Origin of the sequence: Bacillus pretiosus (assembly GCF_051294775.1) — a bacterium.
GTDB classification, from domain to species: Bacteria; Bacillota; Bacilli; order Bacillales; family Bacillaceae_G; genus Bacillus_A; species Bacillus_A wiedmannii.
In genome coordinates this window covers 281425-299656 of record NZ_JBPPHF010000003.1, presented here as the reverse complement: position 1 = coordinate 299656, position 18232 = coordinate 281425, and the positions used below count along the sequence as shown (strand labels likewise).

The window sequence follows — 18232 nt, the reverse complement described above, 5'->3', positions numbered from 1 at the left end:
ACTTTTTCTATATTAGTATACCATTCATCTCAAAAATTCCACAGATTTTCCTGAAATAGAAGCATACTACCTTTTTTGATATGTATTGATATATGTGCGCTGTAGCTTTACTAATATATGAATTAAGTCACTCATTTTCCTATAATAAAAAAAGCCTGCCTTTCATAATAGGCAAGCTTTTTCAAGTTAATTCTCACTCATTCTCTTCTTATACCAATCCTGCATTCTCTCCGCATCTTCTACTCTCGTATGCTCTAATTTATAATCCGATGATGCGTTAGAGAATTTGTACGTACATAGATTTGCACGGCGCTGGAAATAGGATTGTGTCTTTTCCATTGATTGGACGTGCCTTCTTCTAACAAGCCCTGTATATTTGCCGACGCTGCGATATACAAGCGTAATTTGCTCTCCGTTTACACTGTAACCATTTGTTTTAAATGTTGCGTATCCAAGTGTAAAGATGAGGAACGCGAGCGGAATGAATGCCCACATGATGTAATACTTTTCAAAGTATATACTTATTCCAGTAAGCGGGATTGCTAGCATTGCGAAGAATATAAAACTATCAATTAAGTAACGACGTAATGCTGCTTTTGGTAATAAAATAATGTTTGTATTCAGTTCATATGGTAGTTGTAAATGTGCGAGTAACTGTTGTACGCGATCTTTTCGAATGATAGGATGCAGTGTAACTTTTTCTTTCTCGTCACCCAGTCCTTTACCTTGAATCACTTCTACTTGTACAGCACAATAACCGAATGGCTGACGCAAAATACTTTCTTTTATCGTAATACCTTGAATGCGGTGCAATTTTAGGACGAGTTCTTTTTTCTCAAGTAATCCTTGCGAAATGCGGACTTCATCATTTCTTCGATTCACTGTGAAATCTCCATGTTTTAGCGCATAACCGATTGTCGATATAATCCATGAAAGGACAATCAAAATAGCTATCATGAAAATCCAGCCATATATATCATGTTCCATTACATACGACTTGACGCCATTCTCTATCCATTTCGGAATGTACTCATCTACTTGGTGATACACGAAAAAGATTAATGAGAATAATAGTCCAAACTGACCAGATGTAACAGACGCTAGCAAAATTTCTTTCCAAGTTAATTTATATTCAGTCGTTTGTTTTTCTTCTGTAACGATTTCTTTTTCTACTACTTCTTCTGATGTTTCTTCTGTTTTCACTTCTGGAGTTGGATCATTTAGCATGGCAATAAGCTCTGTTGCTTCTTCTACTGTAATACCAGCTAAGCTTACTTCTGCATCGTCGCCTCCGCCAGCTGTTTCGATTTGAATCTTTTTTAAGCCAAGCATTTGATATAGCACGTTAGAACTTGTATTAATCGTTTGAACACGCTCTTTATTTAAGTAGCTCTCCTTCTTCACAAAGAGCCCTTGTTTTACATGTAATACGTTATTTTCAACCCAATACGTTGTGTAATACCATTTTTCAAACGCTGAAAAAACAGTGAGTAAACCGAATGCAGCGGGAATTAAATACCAAAACGGGAATTTTCCATTTAAACTAAACATGAAAATAATGAGTGGTATAAAGTCTGTTATTTTTAATTCTAATAACATCGTGATTGGATGCTGCCTCTTATACATCCTCATCACTCACTTTCGCTAATTCTGCGATTTTCGTTTTCAACATTTCTGCTTCATACATCGTTAAGCCTGGGATGCTGTGAGAAGTTGCCGCTGTTGAAATGTGTAATTCTGCTAATCCATATTTTCTCATAATTGGACCTTGTTCAATCGTCACGTGCTGTACACGAATCATCGGTACTAATACGCGCTTTACGACGAAAAGACCGTGCTGAATTTCAAGTTCTTCTTCATTTAATTGATAACTGTAATAACGTTGACGTAGTTTCGGGAATAAAAAGTACGAAAATGGTGCGAACACAACTGTTAGCCCAATCATTACATACAAAATCCACGCCCACCAATCAAACTTTATCATGAGGAAAAGGTAAGCTAAAATGACGAGAATACCGATTCCTTCTTCAATTACAGCACGAACTTTCCACACCTTGACCATGTCAGGGTTAATTTCATTTTTCAATGGATCCATGTAACCACTCCAAATCTAGTAATCTAATATACGAATACTCTCAATCTATATTTTACATAACTTTACATAAAATTGAAATTTTATTATTTATCCTCTTTTTTCTCCGGAATAAAATATCCGAACCAAAGTAACCAAATGAAACCTATTAGTTTCATCCAACTTCCATCTGCTTGAAAAGCTTCAATCATACCTGGAATTTTATAAATCCCAATAAATCCGAGAAAACCGAGCCACCAGTTTTTTTGCATTTTCACTTTTATTCCTCCTTCAAGACGTTTTTCACATTTCGAATCCAAATTTCTTTATACTTTAACTGGAACCCCATTAACATGTAATTACTCATATTATCGATTACGAGCGCTAACGTATGAGCATTTTCTTCCGTTGCCTGTTGTGACACAACGTCAAGTTCTACACCTTTCTTCAATAAATCGTGGAAACCATTTAAGAAATCTTCTTGTATTTCAAATAAGCGTTTCTGATACTTTTCATTTCGCGATGCAGTTACGATAAATTCATTTATAACGCGTAATATTCCTTCTTGCCCTTCATACTCAGAGAGCATATGTAAACCATCAGCAATTAACTTTTCTGCAAAGTTTTCTTTCGTATATTGTTCTTTATCGAAATAACTCACGAAATGATACCCAGAGAAAATTTCTTCAAATAAAAAATCGACTAACGCTTCTTTAGAAGAAAAATGATAATAAATAGCCGGTTTTGAAATACCTACCTCTTTCGCAATCATGGAAAGGCTCATCTTCTCAATGCCGTGCTCTGCCATAAGTTTAAATGATGCTTCTACAATGTTTTGCGATGTTTGTAAATTCTTTGTCATACTGTACCTCGCTTATTTTTACTTACCGGTCGGTAAATAAATTGTAAAATAAAAAATCATCATTTGCAAGTTTGATTCAAAACTGTATATTACTTTTCAATCTACATTATGGATCTAGGATCATATTCCTTAATAATGACTACAATAACCTTTAATCCAGTTAAACTACAAAAAGCACCTTTGTGAGTGCTTCTTGTAATTTAATATTTAGGACCCATATAATCATAGCTTTGGTCCAGCGCTTTTAATAAATCAATCGCACCCTTTAACTCTCTTTTATCAGACTCTAATTCTTCCATCCTTCTTTCGATATCTTTTTTAAAAGATTCTAAATCGCTAATAGCCTTCTTCCCTACTCCAAGTTGCGACCAGCTTGATAAGAGTAAATTATGTACATTACTTACAACTCTTTTATTATGATTTAAGTCTTGAATCATATGGTCAAATTGTTGTAAAGCTTGGTTCAATGCTTCTTCATTTAAGTAAATTCTCGGCATCCTAATCTTCTCCCTTAATATTGTTGATCGGTCTTCTTATAATCATCGGCTTTCTTCTCAATAAAATCTGAAATTTCCGTTGCTGTTCGTATGTACCAAAAACTTAAATGCTCTACATGTGCACGTATATTATTTACTTTGGCTTCTACTCGTCTACTTTCAGCCGTTTCTAATAGTGTCATCATATTAGAAATTAACCTCGGTACTCTATCTTGAAATTCTTGTGCGTTTCGCTTCATATCTCTTACGGCTTGTTCTAAATTCTCTACCACTACACGAATTTCTCCCCCGCCTAATAACGCGCCTGGTGAATCATAAACTCTTTCATTCGTGTCTACATTTAACAAGTATTTATTGGATAAAGACCCATTCTCTCCAAACCGGAAGTTCTGATCTGTTTGATAATGATAACCAGGGCCACTTATCGAATTCAAAAATCTAGTAACATCCATCCCAAGCTTTTGCTGTAATGATAGCTTTGACATTTCTTCTTTCGAAATTGGTGGGGTTACCGCATAAGTCGATCCTATATGACTTTCATATGCACCAAATGGTCCATAGCCAATTGAATCATTTCCATGAACAACACTTACAATTCTACTATTAAACTCACCATTATTTGCTCTTTCTTGTAAATCAGGCGGTAACAAATGTTTTGCACTCGGCGCATTCCATGACATACATCTTACATTATCATTAGATGCCGCTGCATATTCCGCTAAAGCTCCCCCTAACGAATGACCCGTCGTATATATCTCCACATCATCCCTGTCCTTGTATGTATCCGTTACTTGTTTCATGACCCTTTCAGCTTGTTCGAATTGATTATGTGTTTCCCAGCGCTGATTCTCTTCATTCCAATATTTCTTTGAACCTTCATTCTCAGTCCCTGCTACAGGAGGTGCTGCTGGTTCATGAACACCTTCTCGTAATACAAAATGATTAGTATCCGTTTTTAAATCCTTCATACCTTCCCCTGGCTTCATCGGAATGCCTAAAGAGTTTTTCTCTATAATTTTGTCCCCTTCTGTACCTCGGAAAGCTACCATAACTTGCTTTTTCCCATCGACATCTCGTTCAAAGGCTACTGCATCCATTCCGGTTTGTTTGTCGTGGAATGTTTCACGGACCTTCCATGTTTGTAAAGTATCATCATTCGCATTATTCACTGTAATTTCATTTCTTAACTCTTTATCTGATTTATACGCATCTTTAGCCATTCGATAAAAGCTTAAATCTAACACTTCTTGTGTATTTTTGCTATCCAAAGTATTCCCTCCTCGGGATATTTAGTATATTCTAAATTATAGAACAACATTAACGGAGGGTAAACATGAGAATTAAAACCCGAAAATTTACCTTTTTTGTCTTTTTTATCTTTGTAAGTACAATAATTGGGGGATGTAATATGCAGGAAAATAATAAAGAAAAACAAATAGTAGATAAAGCAACAGAAAAAACAATTAATTACTTTAAAGAGAAACAAAATTTAGATGTAACTATTACTGATTACAGGTTCCCTTCTAATGATCTAGAATCAGTCTTCATAACTGGTCATATCAAAGATGATGAAAGCAAGGAATTCACTGCTACAATAGATTACAATAATAATTATAATGTTGGTTCTGTTTCAACGAATTTTTCTCTAAAAAAATAATACAATATGGATAAAAAAATGAGGAAATAGCATTAAAAGAAAAAGCAAAAAAGATCGCAATCCAACATTTTAAAGAAGATAAAAAGCTAGGTGTCACAGTGACAAGAGTGGAATTCGCCCCCTCAGATTTTTGGGTGATTTTTGTATCAGGTCATGTAACAAATAATCCAAACCGTAAAATAACTGCAGATATAAATTATAAAAATAAGGTTGAAAGTATTAGTTATGATGACTGAAATTAATATGAAAATAAAGTATATTTTTGTTGGCCCTTTATATTAATTCCAATTATTTCATATGTATATAAAGGATGAGATCAATATTCAATAAGCTCAACTTCTAAAGTTAAAAATTTAGAAGCAATGTATCAAACTTTTGGGCACCTAACAATAAGGTGTCTATTTTTATTTTCAAAAGGAGCCCCTCAAATAATTCTTAAAAACCTAGATTGATTTGAACCTATTAAAACAGTTTAAAGTTTCTCTTCTACAACATTTGATATATCCCTAATTTAGGAACCAATGATTGGAGGAGAATTATGTTGCATAAAAGATTTTTTTTATTTAGTTTTCATTTTCATTATTACTACCTTAGGGGGCTGTAATAATGAAAATAATACCGAGGAAGAAATCATTAATAAAGCAACAGAAGAAACCATTCAGTATTTCAAAGAAAAAGAGAATTTAGAAGTGACTATTACAAATCATAGATTTCCTTCTAATGATATCGAAACTATTTTTATAACGGGTCATATCAAAGATGATACAAATAAGAAATTTACTACTTCAATTGATTATAAAGATGATTATAATATCGGTTCTATCTCTACTACTAATTTCAGCCTAAAACACTGAAAAGACAATCCGAATTATACCTTCTTCTTTTAAAGCATTAATCATTAAAACAAAAAAGCATCCTAAATCACACATTTAGGATGCTTTCTTTTTAATTCCTATTCAGCAATCGCATACGATAACAATTCATCGTTACTTCCCCAAGTCTTTGCAGTAATTGATAGTTCGCATACGCGCCAACCGGGGCACCGATTATTGGTACGAGCTGAAGCATTTTTGCTAAATCGATATAGTCTCGGTACTCTGTTTGGAACTTTTCCCAGTCCATATGGTTTTCTTCTTCTGTATCCCACGTTTCGATGGCTTTCCATATTTCTTTTCGGTGGTCGTCACTTGAAAAGGCAAGTTGGAAAACGTGAAGGATAAAAAGGCGCTCTTCTTTGTCGCTCGTATCAAATCCGTACAATGTTGCTGCATCGAATAAAAATTTAATTTTAATGCCGAGTAAAAGCGGAAAGTCAGCAAGGCCAAGGAGAATACCGCCTGCTCCCGTCCCCGCTCCTTCTGCCGCTGCTATTTTTTTGTACTCATCCATTTTTTTACGTACTTCGTCGTCTCTTCTTTGCAATGACCAGTTCGTCTCTTTTAATTTCGGCTTTATAAAGTTTGATCCGGCACTAATCGTTTGCACCATCATCCGAATCGTTTCTGTTAATACTTTTTGCACTTTCGCCGGAATAAGCTGTTGTACTTTCGTCTGCACTTTCTTAGAGAACCGTGTCATCATAGAAGAATCTTTCATGAATGTAGCTTTCCACTGCTCCAATTCTTTTATAACCTTCTCTTCGTATGTAATCATAGGTTCATTCCCTTCAATTTAAACGCTCAATACGTTTCGCCCCGTATTGATAAACGAAACCGATACTAAATACTATGCTTACGACTAATAAAATGCCCGTCATCATGAAATCTTTCGTCGCAAGGGCGAATATAACTGTAAATATCACGCTACCGATAATAAGGATTGCATTTAATAAAGTAAGAAAATCTTTCTTCTTCTCTTCTCCCCCGACCGGATACAAATCAAGCCAAATCTTCATGCGGTGATGCTTCCATAAAGTTAAGAGCTGATAACCGATTAAGTATAGGAAGATAAGGCTTACGATAAATCGTCCATATAAAAACGGAATGAAGTAAAGAATAACTCCTCCAAGAGCGAGCAGGCGCACATACAAGCCGAAATAGTTACCAGATCGTAAAAACGTTCTCGTATATAAGTATAAATAGGTACGTTTTTCACCAATCATCGAAAGAATGAAATCGAGCCATTTTCTCCGTGCTACTCTTTCTTTTAATGCCGGTACATCAACGAACATATTCGCTATGCGATACAGCAGCATCATCTTCTTACCTTCTTCAGAAATTAAATACTCCCAGTTTAGCGGCTTTCCCTTCACCATTTGATGCAGTACTACGAGGTATAACACCATGAGAAGGACGATTCCACCAATAAACATAACGGAAGTACGCTCTACAAGGAAATAAACAAATAAGCCGTTTAAAATAAAACGAATGAACCAATCAGCTCTTTGTATATTTTGATCTGTTAAAAATGACTTTTCCCATGCTACGAATAAGTTCCACGCTTTTACGATAACAAACGCGAGTACAATCCATATGTAAGCCGCTCCTGTTTGTTTCATTTGCTGGAAGTATAACGGGGCTAGTGCTGCCGCTACGATGGCGATTATGTATAACTGAATCATAAACGTAAAGAGAAATGCCTTTGTGAAATAAGGTTTTAACTTTTCTTCCACTGGCAGTAAGTAAACGAGATCTGCTTCTTTTAATAACGTTTGTATCGATCCGGCCGTTAATACAAGTCCAAGCAACACTGCCATAACGAGTGCTGTCGGAAACGACGGTGTTAGCGTTTGTAACCACTGCTGGTAATAATACGCTCCTGCGCCGATGATAAATACAAAAATAAATTTCAAATGATCATTAAATACATATTTACTATATGTACGAACTTCTTTTAGAAAGTGACGAAATCGTTCTTTCCATAATGCTGTGCTATTCATAATCTTCTTCCTTCGTTAATGCAATATAAATATCATCTAACGTTGCACCCGGCATATTAAACTGTGATTGTAGTTCAGCTAATGTTCCCTTCGCTCTTACTTCACCTTGATGCAGAATAATGAACGAATCACAATAACGCTCTGCTGTCGCTAAAATGTGTGTACTCATTAAGATTCCTGCACCGCTTTTTTTCATGTGATCCATCATTTGAAGAAGTGATTGAATCGCTAACGGATCAAGCCCTACGAAAGGTTCGTCCACAATGTAAAGAGATGGTTCCACTAAAAACGCACTCATAATCATTACTTTTTGTTTCATCCCTTTTGAGAAATGAGACGGAAACCATTTCAAACGATTTTTCATGCGAAATTCTTGTAATAGTTGTCCTACACGTTCTTCATATTGTTTTTCATCGACACCGTACGCCATCGCTGTTAGCTTCAAATGTTCTTCTAGCGTTAGCTCATCATATAATACTGGTGTTTCTGGGATGAACGAAAAGCTAGAACGGTACGCTGTCATATCATCACGAATTGTTTTCCCATTAATTGTGACAGTTCCTTTTTTCGGTTCCATTAAACCGATAATATGTTTAATCGTCGTACTTTTACCAGCTCCATTTAAACCAATTAAGCCGACAAGTTCGCCTTTATTAACAGAGAACGAAACATCTTTTAGTACAGGGCGCTTCGTATATCCTCCTGTAACATTTTCTACACGCAATAACTCGCTCATACGACACCACTTTCTTCATTAGTATTTTCTATATTCATCTTACCAAAAATGGCGCTGTACTACATAGTATCGATGTCTTAAAAAAATTTTAAATTTGTTAGCATATATTTTTACGAAAGCGGACATCATAATTAGTGAAGAAGGAACACATTGAAAAAGCGACCACCAATTGATGAGTACAACAACATAGTGAAGTCATCATGAAATGGGGTGTCCATGTTGGACAAAGAAATTTACACATAACCAGATCATTTGTTTCATTTTCGAAACGGGGTGTCTCCGAAAGAGCATATACTGTTTTAAAAAATAAACAATTTCATTTTATAAAAGATTGCAATTCATTTCACTTGAAAATGGGGTGTCTGCGGCAGAAACTTTAGCCGATTTACCGTGCATTTCTTAAATAAATGAGGTGTCTGCGAAACGTAAATTACGATAATGCTTTTTCAATCCCTCTTCAGAAAACAGGAAGCTGAGTCAGCTTCCTGTTTTTCGTGTTTGTTCTCTTATGTAATTATGGTAAAATACGGCTAAGGATATTTGAAAGGATGAGATCGATGAATCATACAGCAGATAATTGTATTTTTTGCAAAATCATTGACGGGCAAATCCCTTGCTCAAAAGTATACGAAGATGAATATGTGCTTGCATTTTTAGATATTAGTCAAGTAACAAAAGGACATACCCTTGTTATTCCAAAAGTTCACAAACAAGACATTTTTGCATTAACGCCAGAAATCGCATCACACATTTTTTCTGTCGTTCCGAAAATCGCAAATGCGATTAAAGCAGAGTTTAACCCAGTTGGCTTTAACCTACTTAACAATAACGGTGAAAAAGCTGGACAAACTGTGTTCCACTTCCACCTTCATTTAATTCCACGCTACGGTGAAAACGATGGTTTCGGTGCTGTTTGGAAATCACATCAAAATGAATACACAATGGAAAATTTACAGAACATCGCAAGTACAATTGCAAATAGTGTGAAATAGTGACACTATAATAAGAAGTAATACATAACAAGCCACTTTCCTAACGTGATTAAATATTGCAAGGCTTGTTTCTTCACTCAAGATGCCAGGGAACGTGCACCGCACAATTTTCTTTCCCTTATCTTAAAGATATGCATATTTTTTCACATCATGAATACGAACAAAAAATAAGGAGGTTTCCTTTTATGTCAAAAGCTAAATCCTTTATTACAGGTGTCATTTGCGGCGGAGCAGTTGCTGGACTAGCCGTTCTTTTCTCTACTCCTTCTTCTGGCAAAGCTATGCGCGGTAAGTTAAAAGAAAAAGGAAATGATATTAAAAAGACTTTAGCTGATATTACAGCTGATACAAAATTATTAAAACGTCAAATCGTTGAAACTGCTTCAGAAGGTAAAGAAGTGTTTCAAGAATTAAAAGACGATATGCACGATACGATTTCTAACTGGAAGCAAGACATTTCTCAAAACAAACGCCATATTGAGAAAGAGATTTTGGACATTCAAAAATCAATTGAGAAACTACAAGAAGCTGTTCCGGAAAAAGCGTAAACAAATTCCTGCTTAGTTTTTTGCATATAACAAATATTTTTTATATAAATCGACCTTAACACGGCATATCACACAGATATGCCGTGTTTTTATGCATTTACAATATATGTTATCACTTAACATGTAAGGACAACACATGTATTCACGACTCATAAAACGCTTCCATAGTTATGCATGATTTGTATAGAATGTTATTTTTCCGAAAAATTTTCACAATTCTCACAAAAAGACTTTATTAATTTTTACTTTACTGGCATAATAGATAGTAATGAAAAAGAATGTTAAAGTGGGTGAGTAAATGAAAAGTGGAGAAAAAGATTACTCGGTAAAAGAAGCGATGATTTTCAGCCAACGCATTGCTCAATTATCGAAAGCGTTATGGAAATGTGTAGAGAAAGATTGGCAACAGTGGATTAAGCCTTACGATTTAAACATTAATGAGCATCATATTTTGTCAATCGCTTATCATTTAAAAGGGGCTTCTATTTCTGAGATTGCTAAGTTTGGAGTTATGCACGTATCAACGGCGTTTAACTTCTCGAAAAAGCTGGAAGAACGCGGCTATCTTGTATTCTCAAAAAAAGAAGATGATAAACGAAATACGTACATTGAGATTACAGACAAAGGGGAAGAATTACTACTTCGCTTAATGGAGGAGTATGATCCTGAAAATAACTCTGTATTTAATGGGGCTCTTGCACTTCGTAATTTCTATGGTAAGTTCCCAGAAAATATCGAACTTATCGCTATCTTGCGCAACATTTACGGACAAGACTTCATCGATATTTTTGAGAAATCATTAGAGAATATTGAGGAGAACTTTACGGAATCCGATCAGAAGTTAGTTAAGAAGTAATCTATTTATTGTTTCGCAATCATGCTTAAGAATTCATTCATAAGCGGCTTAAATAAACCTTGTTTTGCTAGCGCTTCCGCAGTTTCGTGTACTTCGAGCTGATGTGGAAGCGCTTTTTCAAATTGATCTAACAGCGCATCGAACAAAAGAAGCCCTTCTGCTTTCTCCACTACATATTGCTCGTTCAATATTTCACAAAGATTTAGTATACGTTCAATATCTTTTTTACGAGCTTTTTTCTTTATGATCAAAGAATAAAATGGACACTTTTCTTCATCAATCATTTTAAATAGTAGGTCTACGTAGTATTCAGCTTGTTCTAATCTTCTAACAACGTCCATTTTCTCCCTCTCTTTCTAACACAAAGTCTTCTATTTCTGAATTTTATAACACGAACAAAATATCGTATGATACAATATATAAAGTATATGTATTTTACCAAAAGGAGGTCTCGCCTCATGACACTTATAACAGTTGTTTTTGTCGCATTCGCACTTCTTGTTATATTTTACACGAATTTCATGACACATACACTGTGTGAACGAAAACAAATAGCTGCGAGCCGCCAACCCGGTGTCTTTCGGGTTATTAATGTATGTATAACAATTTTATTAATTTCTAGTTATATAGAAATTATATTTCATGGAAAGTGAGGAAGGAAGCCCCTTCCTCACTTTTTTCCTCTATAAGCAAATTATACCTACTATAACCAATAAAATAAACAGTACAAGTAATAAAATAAGTTGAGAATTCATCCCCATCCCCTCCTCTTTTCTGTATATGCGGCATGCGCCCAATATGGAACACCTTCAAAATCTGACACGCACTGGTTAAATTTTCTTTATCAATATGAAATCGAGTCGAAATATGATATATTAAATTTTGTACATATTGCTTATACTATGAAATAAATGACACGCATCTTAACTTTATCCTAAAGCCTCGGTAAGCCCTGTTAAGCGCGCTTTACCAATATACAAAGCAAAAGTATCAGTGAGACTTAATCGGGCTCTTATGAACTAAAATTCATTGGTGTAGGATAAATTAAAAATACATAATAGTAGGAGTGTTTATCGAATGAAGAAAGCTATGCTTGCCTTAGCCGCAACAAGTGTAATCGCATTATCAGCATGTGGAACAGGATCATCATCAGACAAAATCGTTACATCTAAAGCTGGTGACATTACAAAAGACGAGTTCTACAATCAAATGAAGACACAAGCTGGTAAACAAGTACTAAACAACATGGTTATGGAAAAAGTACTTATTAAAAACTACAAAGTTGAAGACAAAGAAGTAGACAAAAAGTTCGATGAAATGAAAAAACAATACGGTGATCAATTCGATACACTATTAAAACAACAAGGTATTAAAGAAGAAACGTTAAAAACTGGTGTGCGTGCTCAATTAGCGCAAGAAAAAGCTATCGAGAAAACAATCACTGATAAAGAATTAAAAGATAACTACAAGCCTGAAATTAAAGCAAGCCACATTCTTGTAAAAGATGAAGCGACTGCTAAAAAAGTTAAAGAAGAACTTGGACAAGGTAAATCTTTCGAAGAGTTAGCAAAACAATACTCTGAAGATACTGGTTCAAAAGAAAAAGGTGGCGACTTAGGATTCTTTGGCGCTGGTAAAATGGTTAAAGAATTCGAAGATGCTGCTTATAAACTGAAAAAAGATGAAGTAAGCGAGCCTGTGAAATCACAATTCGGTTACCACATCATTAAAGTAACAGACATTAAAGAACCAGAAAAATCTTTCGAACAATCTAAAGATGACATCAAAAAAGAAATCGTTCAGAAGAAAGCACAAGACGGCGAATTCATGAACGATCTTATGATGAAAGAAATCAAAAAAGCTGACGTAAAAGTTGAAGATAAAGATTTAAAAGATCTTTTCAAAGAGCAAAAAGCTGACGCTAAGAAAGACGAAAAGAAATAATAAAAAGCTCGGGATTAGCCCGAGCTTTTTTGTTTGCCCTCTTCTCGTGATATATTGCGTCTAGATTCGGTACATGAAATTATGTAGTTGATTTTTGTGAATCTAAATTATATCAGCGATTTTTCAATTATATCGACCGCAACTCTAATTATATCGGCGATTTTCGAAATATATCGACTTACCGACAAAAACTGACAATGATCGCGATCCCCTCTTCAAGAAAAACAAAAAAACCTCGATTCCACCGCACGGAACCAAGGTTTATCTTATTATCATTGATTAAATTAAGAAACTATGTTAAATTAGTACAGAAACACGTTTTCGAAAATATATAGAACGTATTTATCCGTATCTTAATTATACACCAAAACACATCTTCAGTCAACCTCTATTTTTCACTTTTAAAGGAGTGCTTACCGTATGAACAAAAAACTTGATTTAGAGCAAAAACGATTGGATACCGTAATTGAAACGATTACGGAGCAAATTGATAAACTGGAAAACGAAACTGGCAGACGCCGGGCGGAAGTAATCCATATTCGTAAACACTTTTGGGATGACGTGAAAGTTAATACTGATACTTTTGATGATTATCTTGAAACAGTTATCAACTTAAGACAACAAGCTCAGTCACTAGCTGTCACACAAATTACCCATAAGCACACCTTTAATCGACTTGCCGCATTAAGACGTATGCATAAAGCACCTTACTTTGGGCGAATTGATTTCAAAGAAGAAGGAGAATCTGCTGCGGATCAAATTTATATCGGCGTAGCTACACTTACTGATGCAAGCGGAGAAAACTTTCTTATATACGACTGGCGTGCACCCATTTCGAGTGTGTACTACGATTATCCACCAGGGCCAGCTGAATACAGTACACCAGGCGGCGTAATCCACGGTAATGTGGAGAAAAAATTACAATACATTATTCAAAATGGCGAGATTGATTCTATGTTCGATACGAGCCTTACAATTGGTGATGAGATCTTGCAACAAGCTCTCGGAAAAGGTACGAACAAACATATGCAAAGCATCGTTGCTACAATTCAGCGCGAGCAAAATGAAATTATCCGTCACGATGAAGGCCGACTCCTTATCGTGCAAGGAGCTGCTGGTAGTGGTAAAACGTCAGCTGCCCTGCAACGAATCGCCTACTTACTATATAAATATCGCGAATGGTTAAAAGCTGATCAAATTATTCTCTTCTCCCCTAACTCTATGTTCAACAGCTACGTATCTAACGTACTACCTGAACTTGGTGAAGAAAACATGCAGCAAGTGACATTCCAAGAATATTTAAACCATAGACTAAGCAAGTCATTTGATGTTGAAGACCCTTATGAACAATTAGAATATATGTTAACTGAAACGAATAGTCCTACCTATAAAACGAGAAATGCGAGCATTCGATTTAAAGCATCTACTCAATTTTTCGAGATGATTAGAGCGTACAGACAATCTCTTGAATCTTCCGGAATGAAATTTAGAGGAATGAAATTTAGAGGAAAGTTAATTGCTTCTGCTAAAGAAATTACAGAGCAGTTTTACAATACTGACTCCTCCCTCCGCTTCCATAATCGAATTGAAAAGTTAACGGATTGGCTAAATAAACAAATAGATGCAATTGAAAAAACAGAACTGAAAAAGCCTTGGGTAGAAGAGGAAATTGAATTACTTAGTAAAGATGAATACCAAAAGGCTTATAAATATTTACAGAAAAAAGGCGAGTTTGACGACAACTCCTTTAATGATTTTGAGAAAGAAACGAAAGTACTTGGACGTATGATTGTCCGTAAAAAATTGAAGCCACTTCGTAAAGGCGTTCAAACATTACGTTTCATCAATTTCACAGGCATATATAAACAGCTCTTTACAGATGCATCATGGGTTACTGGAGAAAAGCCGAAAGAATGGGATGATATTTGCTCCTTAACAGTAAACATGCTTGATGAAGGAAAGCTCTATTACGAGGATGCGACGCCATTTTTACTTTTAAAAGAATTAATTGAAGGCTTCCAAACGAATAGATCGATTAAACACGTACTCGTAGACGAAGCGCAAGATTACTCGCCGTTTCAGTTTGAGTTTTTAAAACGTCTCTTCCCTGCTGCAAGAATGACTGTACTCGGGGACTTTAACCAAGCGATATTTGCCCATGCGAGTGAAGCAGTGAATTTCAACACACTTACTAGCTTATACGGACCAGATGAAACGAACGGCATCAACTTAACTCGTAGCTATCGCTCAACAAAACCAATTATTGAATTTACACGCACTCTCGTACCGGAGGGCAAGAACATTCACGCCTTTGAACGTGACGGTGAGAAACCTACAGTGACGAAAGTATCAAATGACAGCGAACTGCACGAGCATATTACTGCCAAAGTTGCTGAACTACAAAAAGAGCAGCATAATACGATCGCAATTATATGTAAATCTGCAGCTGAAAGCGCCGCTGCCTACGAAGCACTTCGTCATATCGACAATATTAAACTTGTGAAAAGTAACTCAGCCGAGTATGAGCAAGGCATTGTCGTGATCCCTGCTTACTTAGCGAAAGGTATCGAATTTGATGCTGTTATTATTTACAATGCTTCTAAAGATGTATACAGCGACGAGAGCGTTCGTAGATTGTTCTATACTGCTTGCACGCGTGCAATGCATGAATTGCAACTTTATAGCGTTGGCGAGGTTAGTCCTTTTATACTTGGGGCTAATTCGGAGAGTTTTGAGCTTATAACGAAAACACCTTGATGATTCAAGGTGTTTCTTTTTTTATGCAGGATTTACACCTTAAAAATAGAATATATCAGTTTAGAAAAAGCTAAGGAGTGACAAGATGAACCATTATTTTATTGCTATTTATGACGGCGTGTTTCCTACCGAAAAATTACATAACATTTTACAATCTAATCCTACTTTTACTGACCTAAACATCCGCCCTCTCTCAATCTCATCACCAAGACCTATCACATTATTAGTTGGCGCAGAACACGATGCACTCACAACTGGTCTTACAGATACATACCATTTATTAACGAAAGAGTTACAAAAACTAGAAGAACAAGAAAAGTACTATTACGTATACGATTATAAAATCAGAAAAACTATCAATAACCCGACCGATAAATGTTTTCCATTAGCCACAATCCATATAAATGTTACAAAATTCCATAAGTTGATTCAAAAAGTAAAAGGCTTAAAACGCCCAGTATTTGCAGGTTATCACATTACTTCTCATGACGCAGACATACTTACAATTGATGTACTTCTATCTTCACTTTTATTAGATCCTAACACTTCCGAAAAAGATGCGGAAGAATACTCCTATTTACAACAACTAATTGAATCAATCTCTCGTTCTGAATTATGTCTTTCTATTAAAGAGAGTGCACTTATTTAAACACGAAAAGAGGGGTATTTATCATACCCCTCTCTTACTATCTATTTACGTTTGTACTTGATCATAATAATGAATTCTTTTATATGCAACTTATATAAGTATTAAGGTATTTTGCTCATTCTCACTGAAATATCTTTACGCCGATATACACTTAACACGATCCCCATTATAAGCGCATGAAATACAGTCGGCGTTAATCCGTAGCTAATAAAAGGTAAGGATATAGCAGCATGCGGCACTAATCCTAGTATCATTCCAACATTATAAATGAACTGGAATACAAAAAGAGTCACTCCACCAACAAGCAGCAATTTACCGTACCGATCATTTATTTTATAAGATATGACTATTAATCTTGCTGCAAAAAGAGAAAGAACGAAGACAAGAATGAGCGCAAGCCAATACCCATAATAGTAAGTCAAACTTGCAAATACAAAATCAGTATCTGGATTAGGGATGAACCTTGTATCTCCAGCTGTACCAAACCAACCTGCTGACGACATCGCCTCTTTTAAACGTATATACATAAACCCTGCGCCACGTGCATCACGCTCAGGATTTAAATACCCTAAAAGTCTATCTAAGTGGTATCCTGAAGACCATGATACGGATACCTTGATAATAAATAAACAAATAGGTACAACCGTAATAATCAACGACGTGTTCTTTCCTAGCTTACTCCACCAAAGCATAACGAATACCATCGTAATATAGATAAAAATTGACGAAAGGGTGGATACAATCAAAAATAAATATAAAGAAAATAAATATAAAACCACAAGATGTATAATCTTTAACCTACTATTATTAAAAAAAGAAGCCCAAGCTAGAAAAAAGAAAGGCACTGCCATTAGACAGTCAATTGCAATTGGGCCGATTTGTATTAACGGTTCTCCAATCATTGAAGCGTTTGGAAAACAGTATAGCATTAACAGGACAACTACTCCGATTATATAAAACAACCATCCCATTCTCTCTAATTTCCGATAATCAAGTAACATCATCCCGATCGCTGTTATAACACCGAGAATAACAAATATCACCTTATTTATTATTACATCATTCGTATATCCAAAAACTAAAACCGGTAAAAACCCTAATCCCATAGCAGCCACTAACAAAATAAGTAAGAACCAATCCACCTTTGGCTTATGAAGTTTATTAAGTTCTTGCCCTAGTTTAATCGGACTTCCCATTTGTTCCACAGCTTTATTTTCAGCAATGTCCTCACTTAATCCTTTTTCTATCCATGTTTTCTTTGCCTGTTTTAAGTGAAAATCTAGTTCAGTTGCCACAAAGCTCTTTGCTTCTTTTGATTTAATATGATTGGTAACTTCGCTTACAAAACGCTCCCCTTTTTTATTCAATTTCGCCTCACTCCTGTACTAATCCTTTTAATATAAATCGTGCCTTTGTAGCATTCTTCTCTGCCTTTCGTAGCATCTTTCTGCCTTTATCATTTAATTGATAATATTTCGCTCCTTCATGATCCCAACTTGATTGAATAAAACGGTTCTGTTCTAGGCGATGTAATATGGTATATAAAAAACCTTCATTTCCTTCGAATTTTCGAATCCCTCTCCCTCGTAGCAGCTGTGACAATTCGTATCCTGTTTTTTCATTACTGAGGAGTTGTAAAATGGCTAAAGAGATGTCCTCTTCCTTTTCGTGTGATGCATTGATTTTTTCGCGCACCTGCTTTCGGTGTTGATCAGAAAAACTCAAATGTTTAAACGTTGTATTCTCCATTGATTTTCGCAGGCCTTTTAATCGATCTTCCATTTG

Annotated in this window: 22 protein-coding genes; 9 read left to right on the top strand and 13 right to left on the bottom strand. The window is 35.5% G+C overall.

Features of this window, described 5'->3' with window-relative positions; all coding sequences use genetic code 11:
• Positions 1-186 precede the first annotated feature (186 nt).
• From ACSG5Z_RS18080 to ACSG5Z_RS18055, 6 genes are all read right to left on the bottom strand, one after another.
• On the bottom strand, positions 187-1626 hold the full coding sequence (locus ACSG5Z_RS18080) for a PH domain-containing protein (RefSeq protein ID WP_435711902.1): 1440 nt from the start codon (positions 1624-1626) through the stop codon (positions 187-189).
• The gene (locus ACSG5Z_RS18075) at positions 1619-2095 is read right to left on the bottom strand and encodes a PH domain-containing protein (protein ID WP_000371370.1); all 477 of its coding nucleotides are present in this window, start codon (positions 2093-2095) and stop codon (positions 1619-1621) included. Before ACSG5Z_RS18075 ends, ACSG5Z_RS18080 begins: the two co-directional genes overlap by 8 nt.
• Positions 2096-2178: 83 nt before the next feature.
• Positions 2179-2349: a hypothetical protein gene (locus ACSG5Z_RS18070; protein WP_170959451.1), complete on the bottom strand. Its 171-nt coding sequence runs from the start codon at positions 2347-2349 to the stop codon at positions 2179-2181.
• A 2-nt stretch (positions 2350-2351) separates the two neighbouring features.
• Positions 2352-2933, bottom strand: coding sequence for a TetR/AcrR family transcriptional regulator (locus ACSG5Z_RS18065; RefSeq protein ID WP_097890512.1), 582 nt, complete (start codon positions 2931-2933; stop codon positions 2352-2354).
• A 200-nt stretch (positions 2934-3133) separates the two neighbouring features.
• Positions 3134-3430: a hypothetical protein gene (locus ACSG5Z_RS18060; RefSeq protein WP_001137435.1), complete on the bottom strand. Its 297-nt coding sequence runs from the start codon at positions 3428-3430 to the stop codon at positions 3134-3136.
• A 14-nt stretch (positions 3431-3444) separates the two neighbouring features.
• On the bottom strand, positions 3445-4650 hold the full coding sequence (locus ACSG5Z_RS18055; RefSeq protein ID WP_435712024.1) for a lipase family protein: 1206 nt from the start codon (positions 4648-4650) through the stop codon (positions 3445-3447).
• A 113-nt stretch (positions 4651-4763) separates the two neighbouring features.
• On the opposite strand from ACSG5Z_RS18055, the gene ACSG5Z_RS18050 reads away from it, so the two are divergent.
• The gene (locus ACSG5Z_RS18050) at positions 4764-5087 is read left to right on the top strand and encodes a DUF1433 domain-containing protein (RefSeq protein WP_170968356.1); all 324 of its coding nucleotides are present in this window, start codon (positions 4764-4766) and stop codon (positions 5085-5087) included.
• 521 nt (positions 5088-5608) lie between these two features.
• On the top strand, positions 5609-5941 hold the full coding sequence (locus ACSG5Z_RS18045; RefSeq protein WP_435711901.1) for a DUF1433 domain-containing protein: 333 nt from the start codon (positions 5609-5611) through the stop codon (positions 5939-5941).
• 91 nt (positions 5942-6032) lie between these two features.
• Here ACSG5Z_RS18045 and ecsC read toward each other — a convergent pair whose 3' ends face one another.
• From ecsC to ecsA, 3 genes are read right to left on the bottom strand one after another with little or no spacing between them, the layout of a single operon-like run.
• A complete protein-coding gene (ecsC, locus tag ACSG5Z_RS18040; RefSeq protein ID WP_000634127.1) occupies positions 6033-6740 on the bottom strand; it encodes an ecs operon protein EcsC in 708 nt (235 codons plus the stop codon).
• A 13-nt stretch (positions 6741-6753) separates the two neighbouring features.
• A complete protein-coding gene (gene ecsB / locus ACSG5Z_RS18035) occupies positions 6754-7965 on the bottom strand; it encodes an ABC transporter permease EcsB (protein ID WP_088610606.1) in 1212 nt (403 codons plus the stop codon).
• Positions 7958-8701, bottom strand: a complete 744-nt coding sequence (ecsA, locus tag ACSG5Z_RS18030; protein WP_088062328.1) for an ABC transporter ATP-binding protein EcsA — start codon at positions 8699-8701, stop codon at positions 7958-7960. Before ecsA ends, ecsB begins: the two co-directional genes overlap by 8 nt.
• Before the next feature lie 557 nt (positions 8702-9258).
• Between ecsA and ACSG5Z_RS18025 the strand changes: the two genes are divergently transcribed.
• From ACSG5Z_RS18025 to ACSG5Z_RS18015, 3 genes are all read left to right on the top strand, one after another.
• A complete protein-coding gene (locus tag ACSG5Z_RS18025; protein WP_435711900.1) occupies positions 9259-9693 on the top strand; it encodes an HIT family protein in 435 nt (144 codons plus the stop codon).
• Positions 9694-9878: 185 nt separating this feature from the next.
• Complete coding sequence (locus ACSG5Z_RS18020) at positions 9879-10241, top strand: YtxH domain-containing protein (protein ID WP_087985644.1); 363 nt, start codon at positions 9879-9881, stop codon at positions 10239-10241.
• A gap of 298 nt (positions 10242-10539) precedes the next feature.
• Positions 10540-11097, top strand: coding sequence for an HTH-type transcriptional regulator Hpr (locus ACSG5Z_RS18015; protein ID WP_000834920.1), 558 nt, complete (start codon positions 10540-10542; stop codon positions 11095-11097).
• 5 nt (positions 11098-11102) lie between these two features.
• Here ACSG5Z_RS18015 and ACSG5Z_RS18010 read toward each other — a convergent pair whose 3' ends face one another.
• Positions 11103-11438 carry a DUF1878 family protein gene (locus ACSG5Z_RS18010; RefSeq protein ID WP_000383652.1) on the bottom strand — a complete coding sequence of 112 codons (336 nt, stop codon included), beginning with the start codon at positions 11436-11438 and terminating at the stop codon, positions 11103-11105.
• A gap of 117 nt (positions 11439-11555) precedes the next feature.
• On the opposite strand from ACSG5Z_RS18010, the gene ACSG5Z_RS18005 reads away from it, so the two are divergent.
• The gene (locus tag ACSG5Z_RS18005; RefSeq protein WP_000172690.1) at positions 11556-11750 is read left to right on the top strand and encodes a hypothetical protein; all 195 of its coding nucleotides are present in this window, start codon (positions 11556-11558) and stop codon (positions 11748-11750) included.
• A 30-nt stretch (positions 11751-11780) separates the two neighbouring features.
• Here the strand turns inward: ACSG5Z_RS18005 and ACSG5Z_RS18000 are convergent, their stop codons facing one another.
• Complete coding sequence (locus ACSG5Z_RS18000) at positions 11781-11894, bottom strand: hypothetical protein (protein ID WP_002007073.1); 114 nt, start codon at positions 11892-11894, stop codon at positions 11781-11783.
• A 280-nt stretch (positions 11895-12174) separates the two neighbouring features.
• On the opposite strand from ACSG5Z_RS18000, the gene prsA reads away from it, so the two are divergent.
• The 3 genes from prsA (at position 12175) to ACSG5Z_RS17985 (ending at position 16447) form a co-directional block, all read left to right on the top strand.
• Positions 12175-13041: a peptidylprolyl isomerase PrsA gene (gene prsA / locus ACSG5Z_RS17995; protein ID WP_435711897.1), complete on the top strand. Its 867-nt coding sequence runs from the start codon at positions 12175-12177 to the stop codon at positions 13039-13041.
• A gap of 420 nt (positions 13042-13461) precedes the next feature.
• Positions 13462-15798, top strand: coding sequence for an RNA polymerase recycling motor HelD (gene helD / locus ACSG5Z_RS17990; RefSeq protein ID WP_435711896.1), 2337 nt, complete (start codon positions 13462-13464; stop codon positions 15796-15798).
• A gap of 85 nt (positions 15799-15883) precedes the next feature.
• On the top strand, positions 15884-16447 hold the full coding sequence (locus tag ACSG5Z_RS17985; protein WP_435711895.1) for a hypothetical protein: 564 nt from the start codon (positions 15884-15886) through the stop codon (positions 16445-16447).
• A 101-nt stretch (positions 16448-16548) separates the two neighbouring features.
• On the opposite strand, the gene ACSG5Z_RS17980 is transcribed toward ACSG5Z_RS17985, so the two are convergent.
• Positions 16549-17814 (bottom strand): FtsW/RodA/SpoVE family cell cycle protein, encoded by a 1266-nt coding sequence (locus ACSG5Z_RS17980; protein WP_435711894.1) that lies wholly within the window; start codon positions 17812-17814, stop codon positions 16549-16551.
• Between the two features lie 7 nt (positions 17815-17821).
• Positions 17822-18229, bottom strand: a complete 408-nt coding sequence (locus tag ACSG5Z_RS17975; protein ID WP_435711893.1) for a PadR family transcriptional regulator — start codon at positions 18227-18229, stop codon at positions 17822-17824.
• Positions 18230-18232 lie beyond the last annotated feature (3 nt).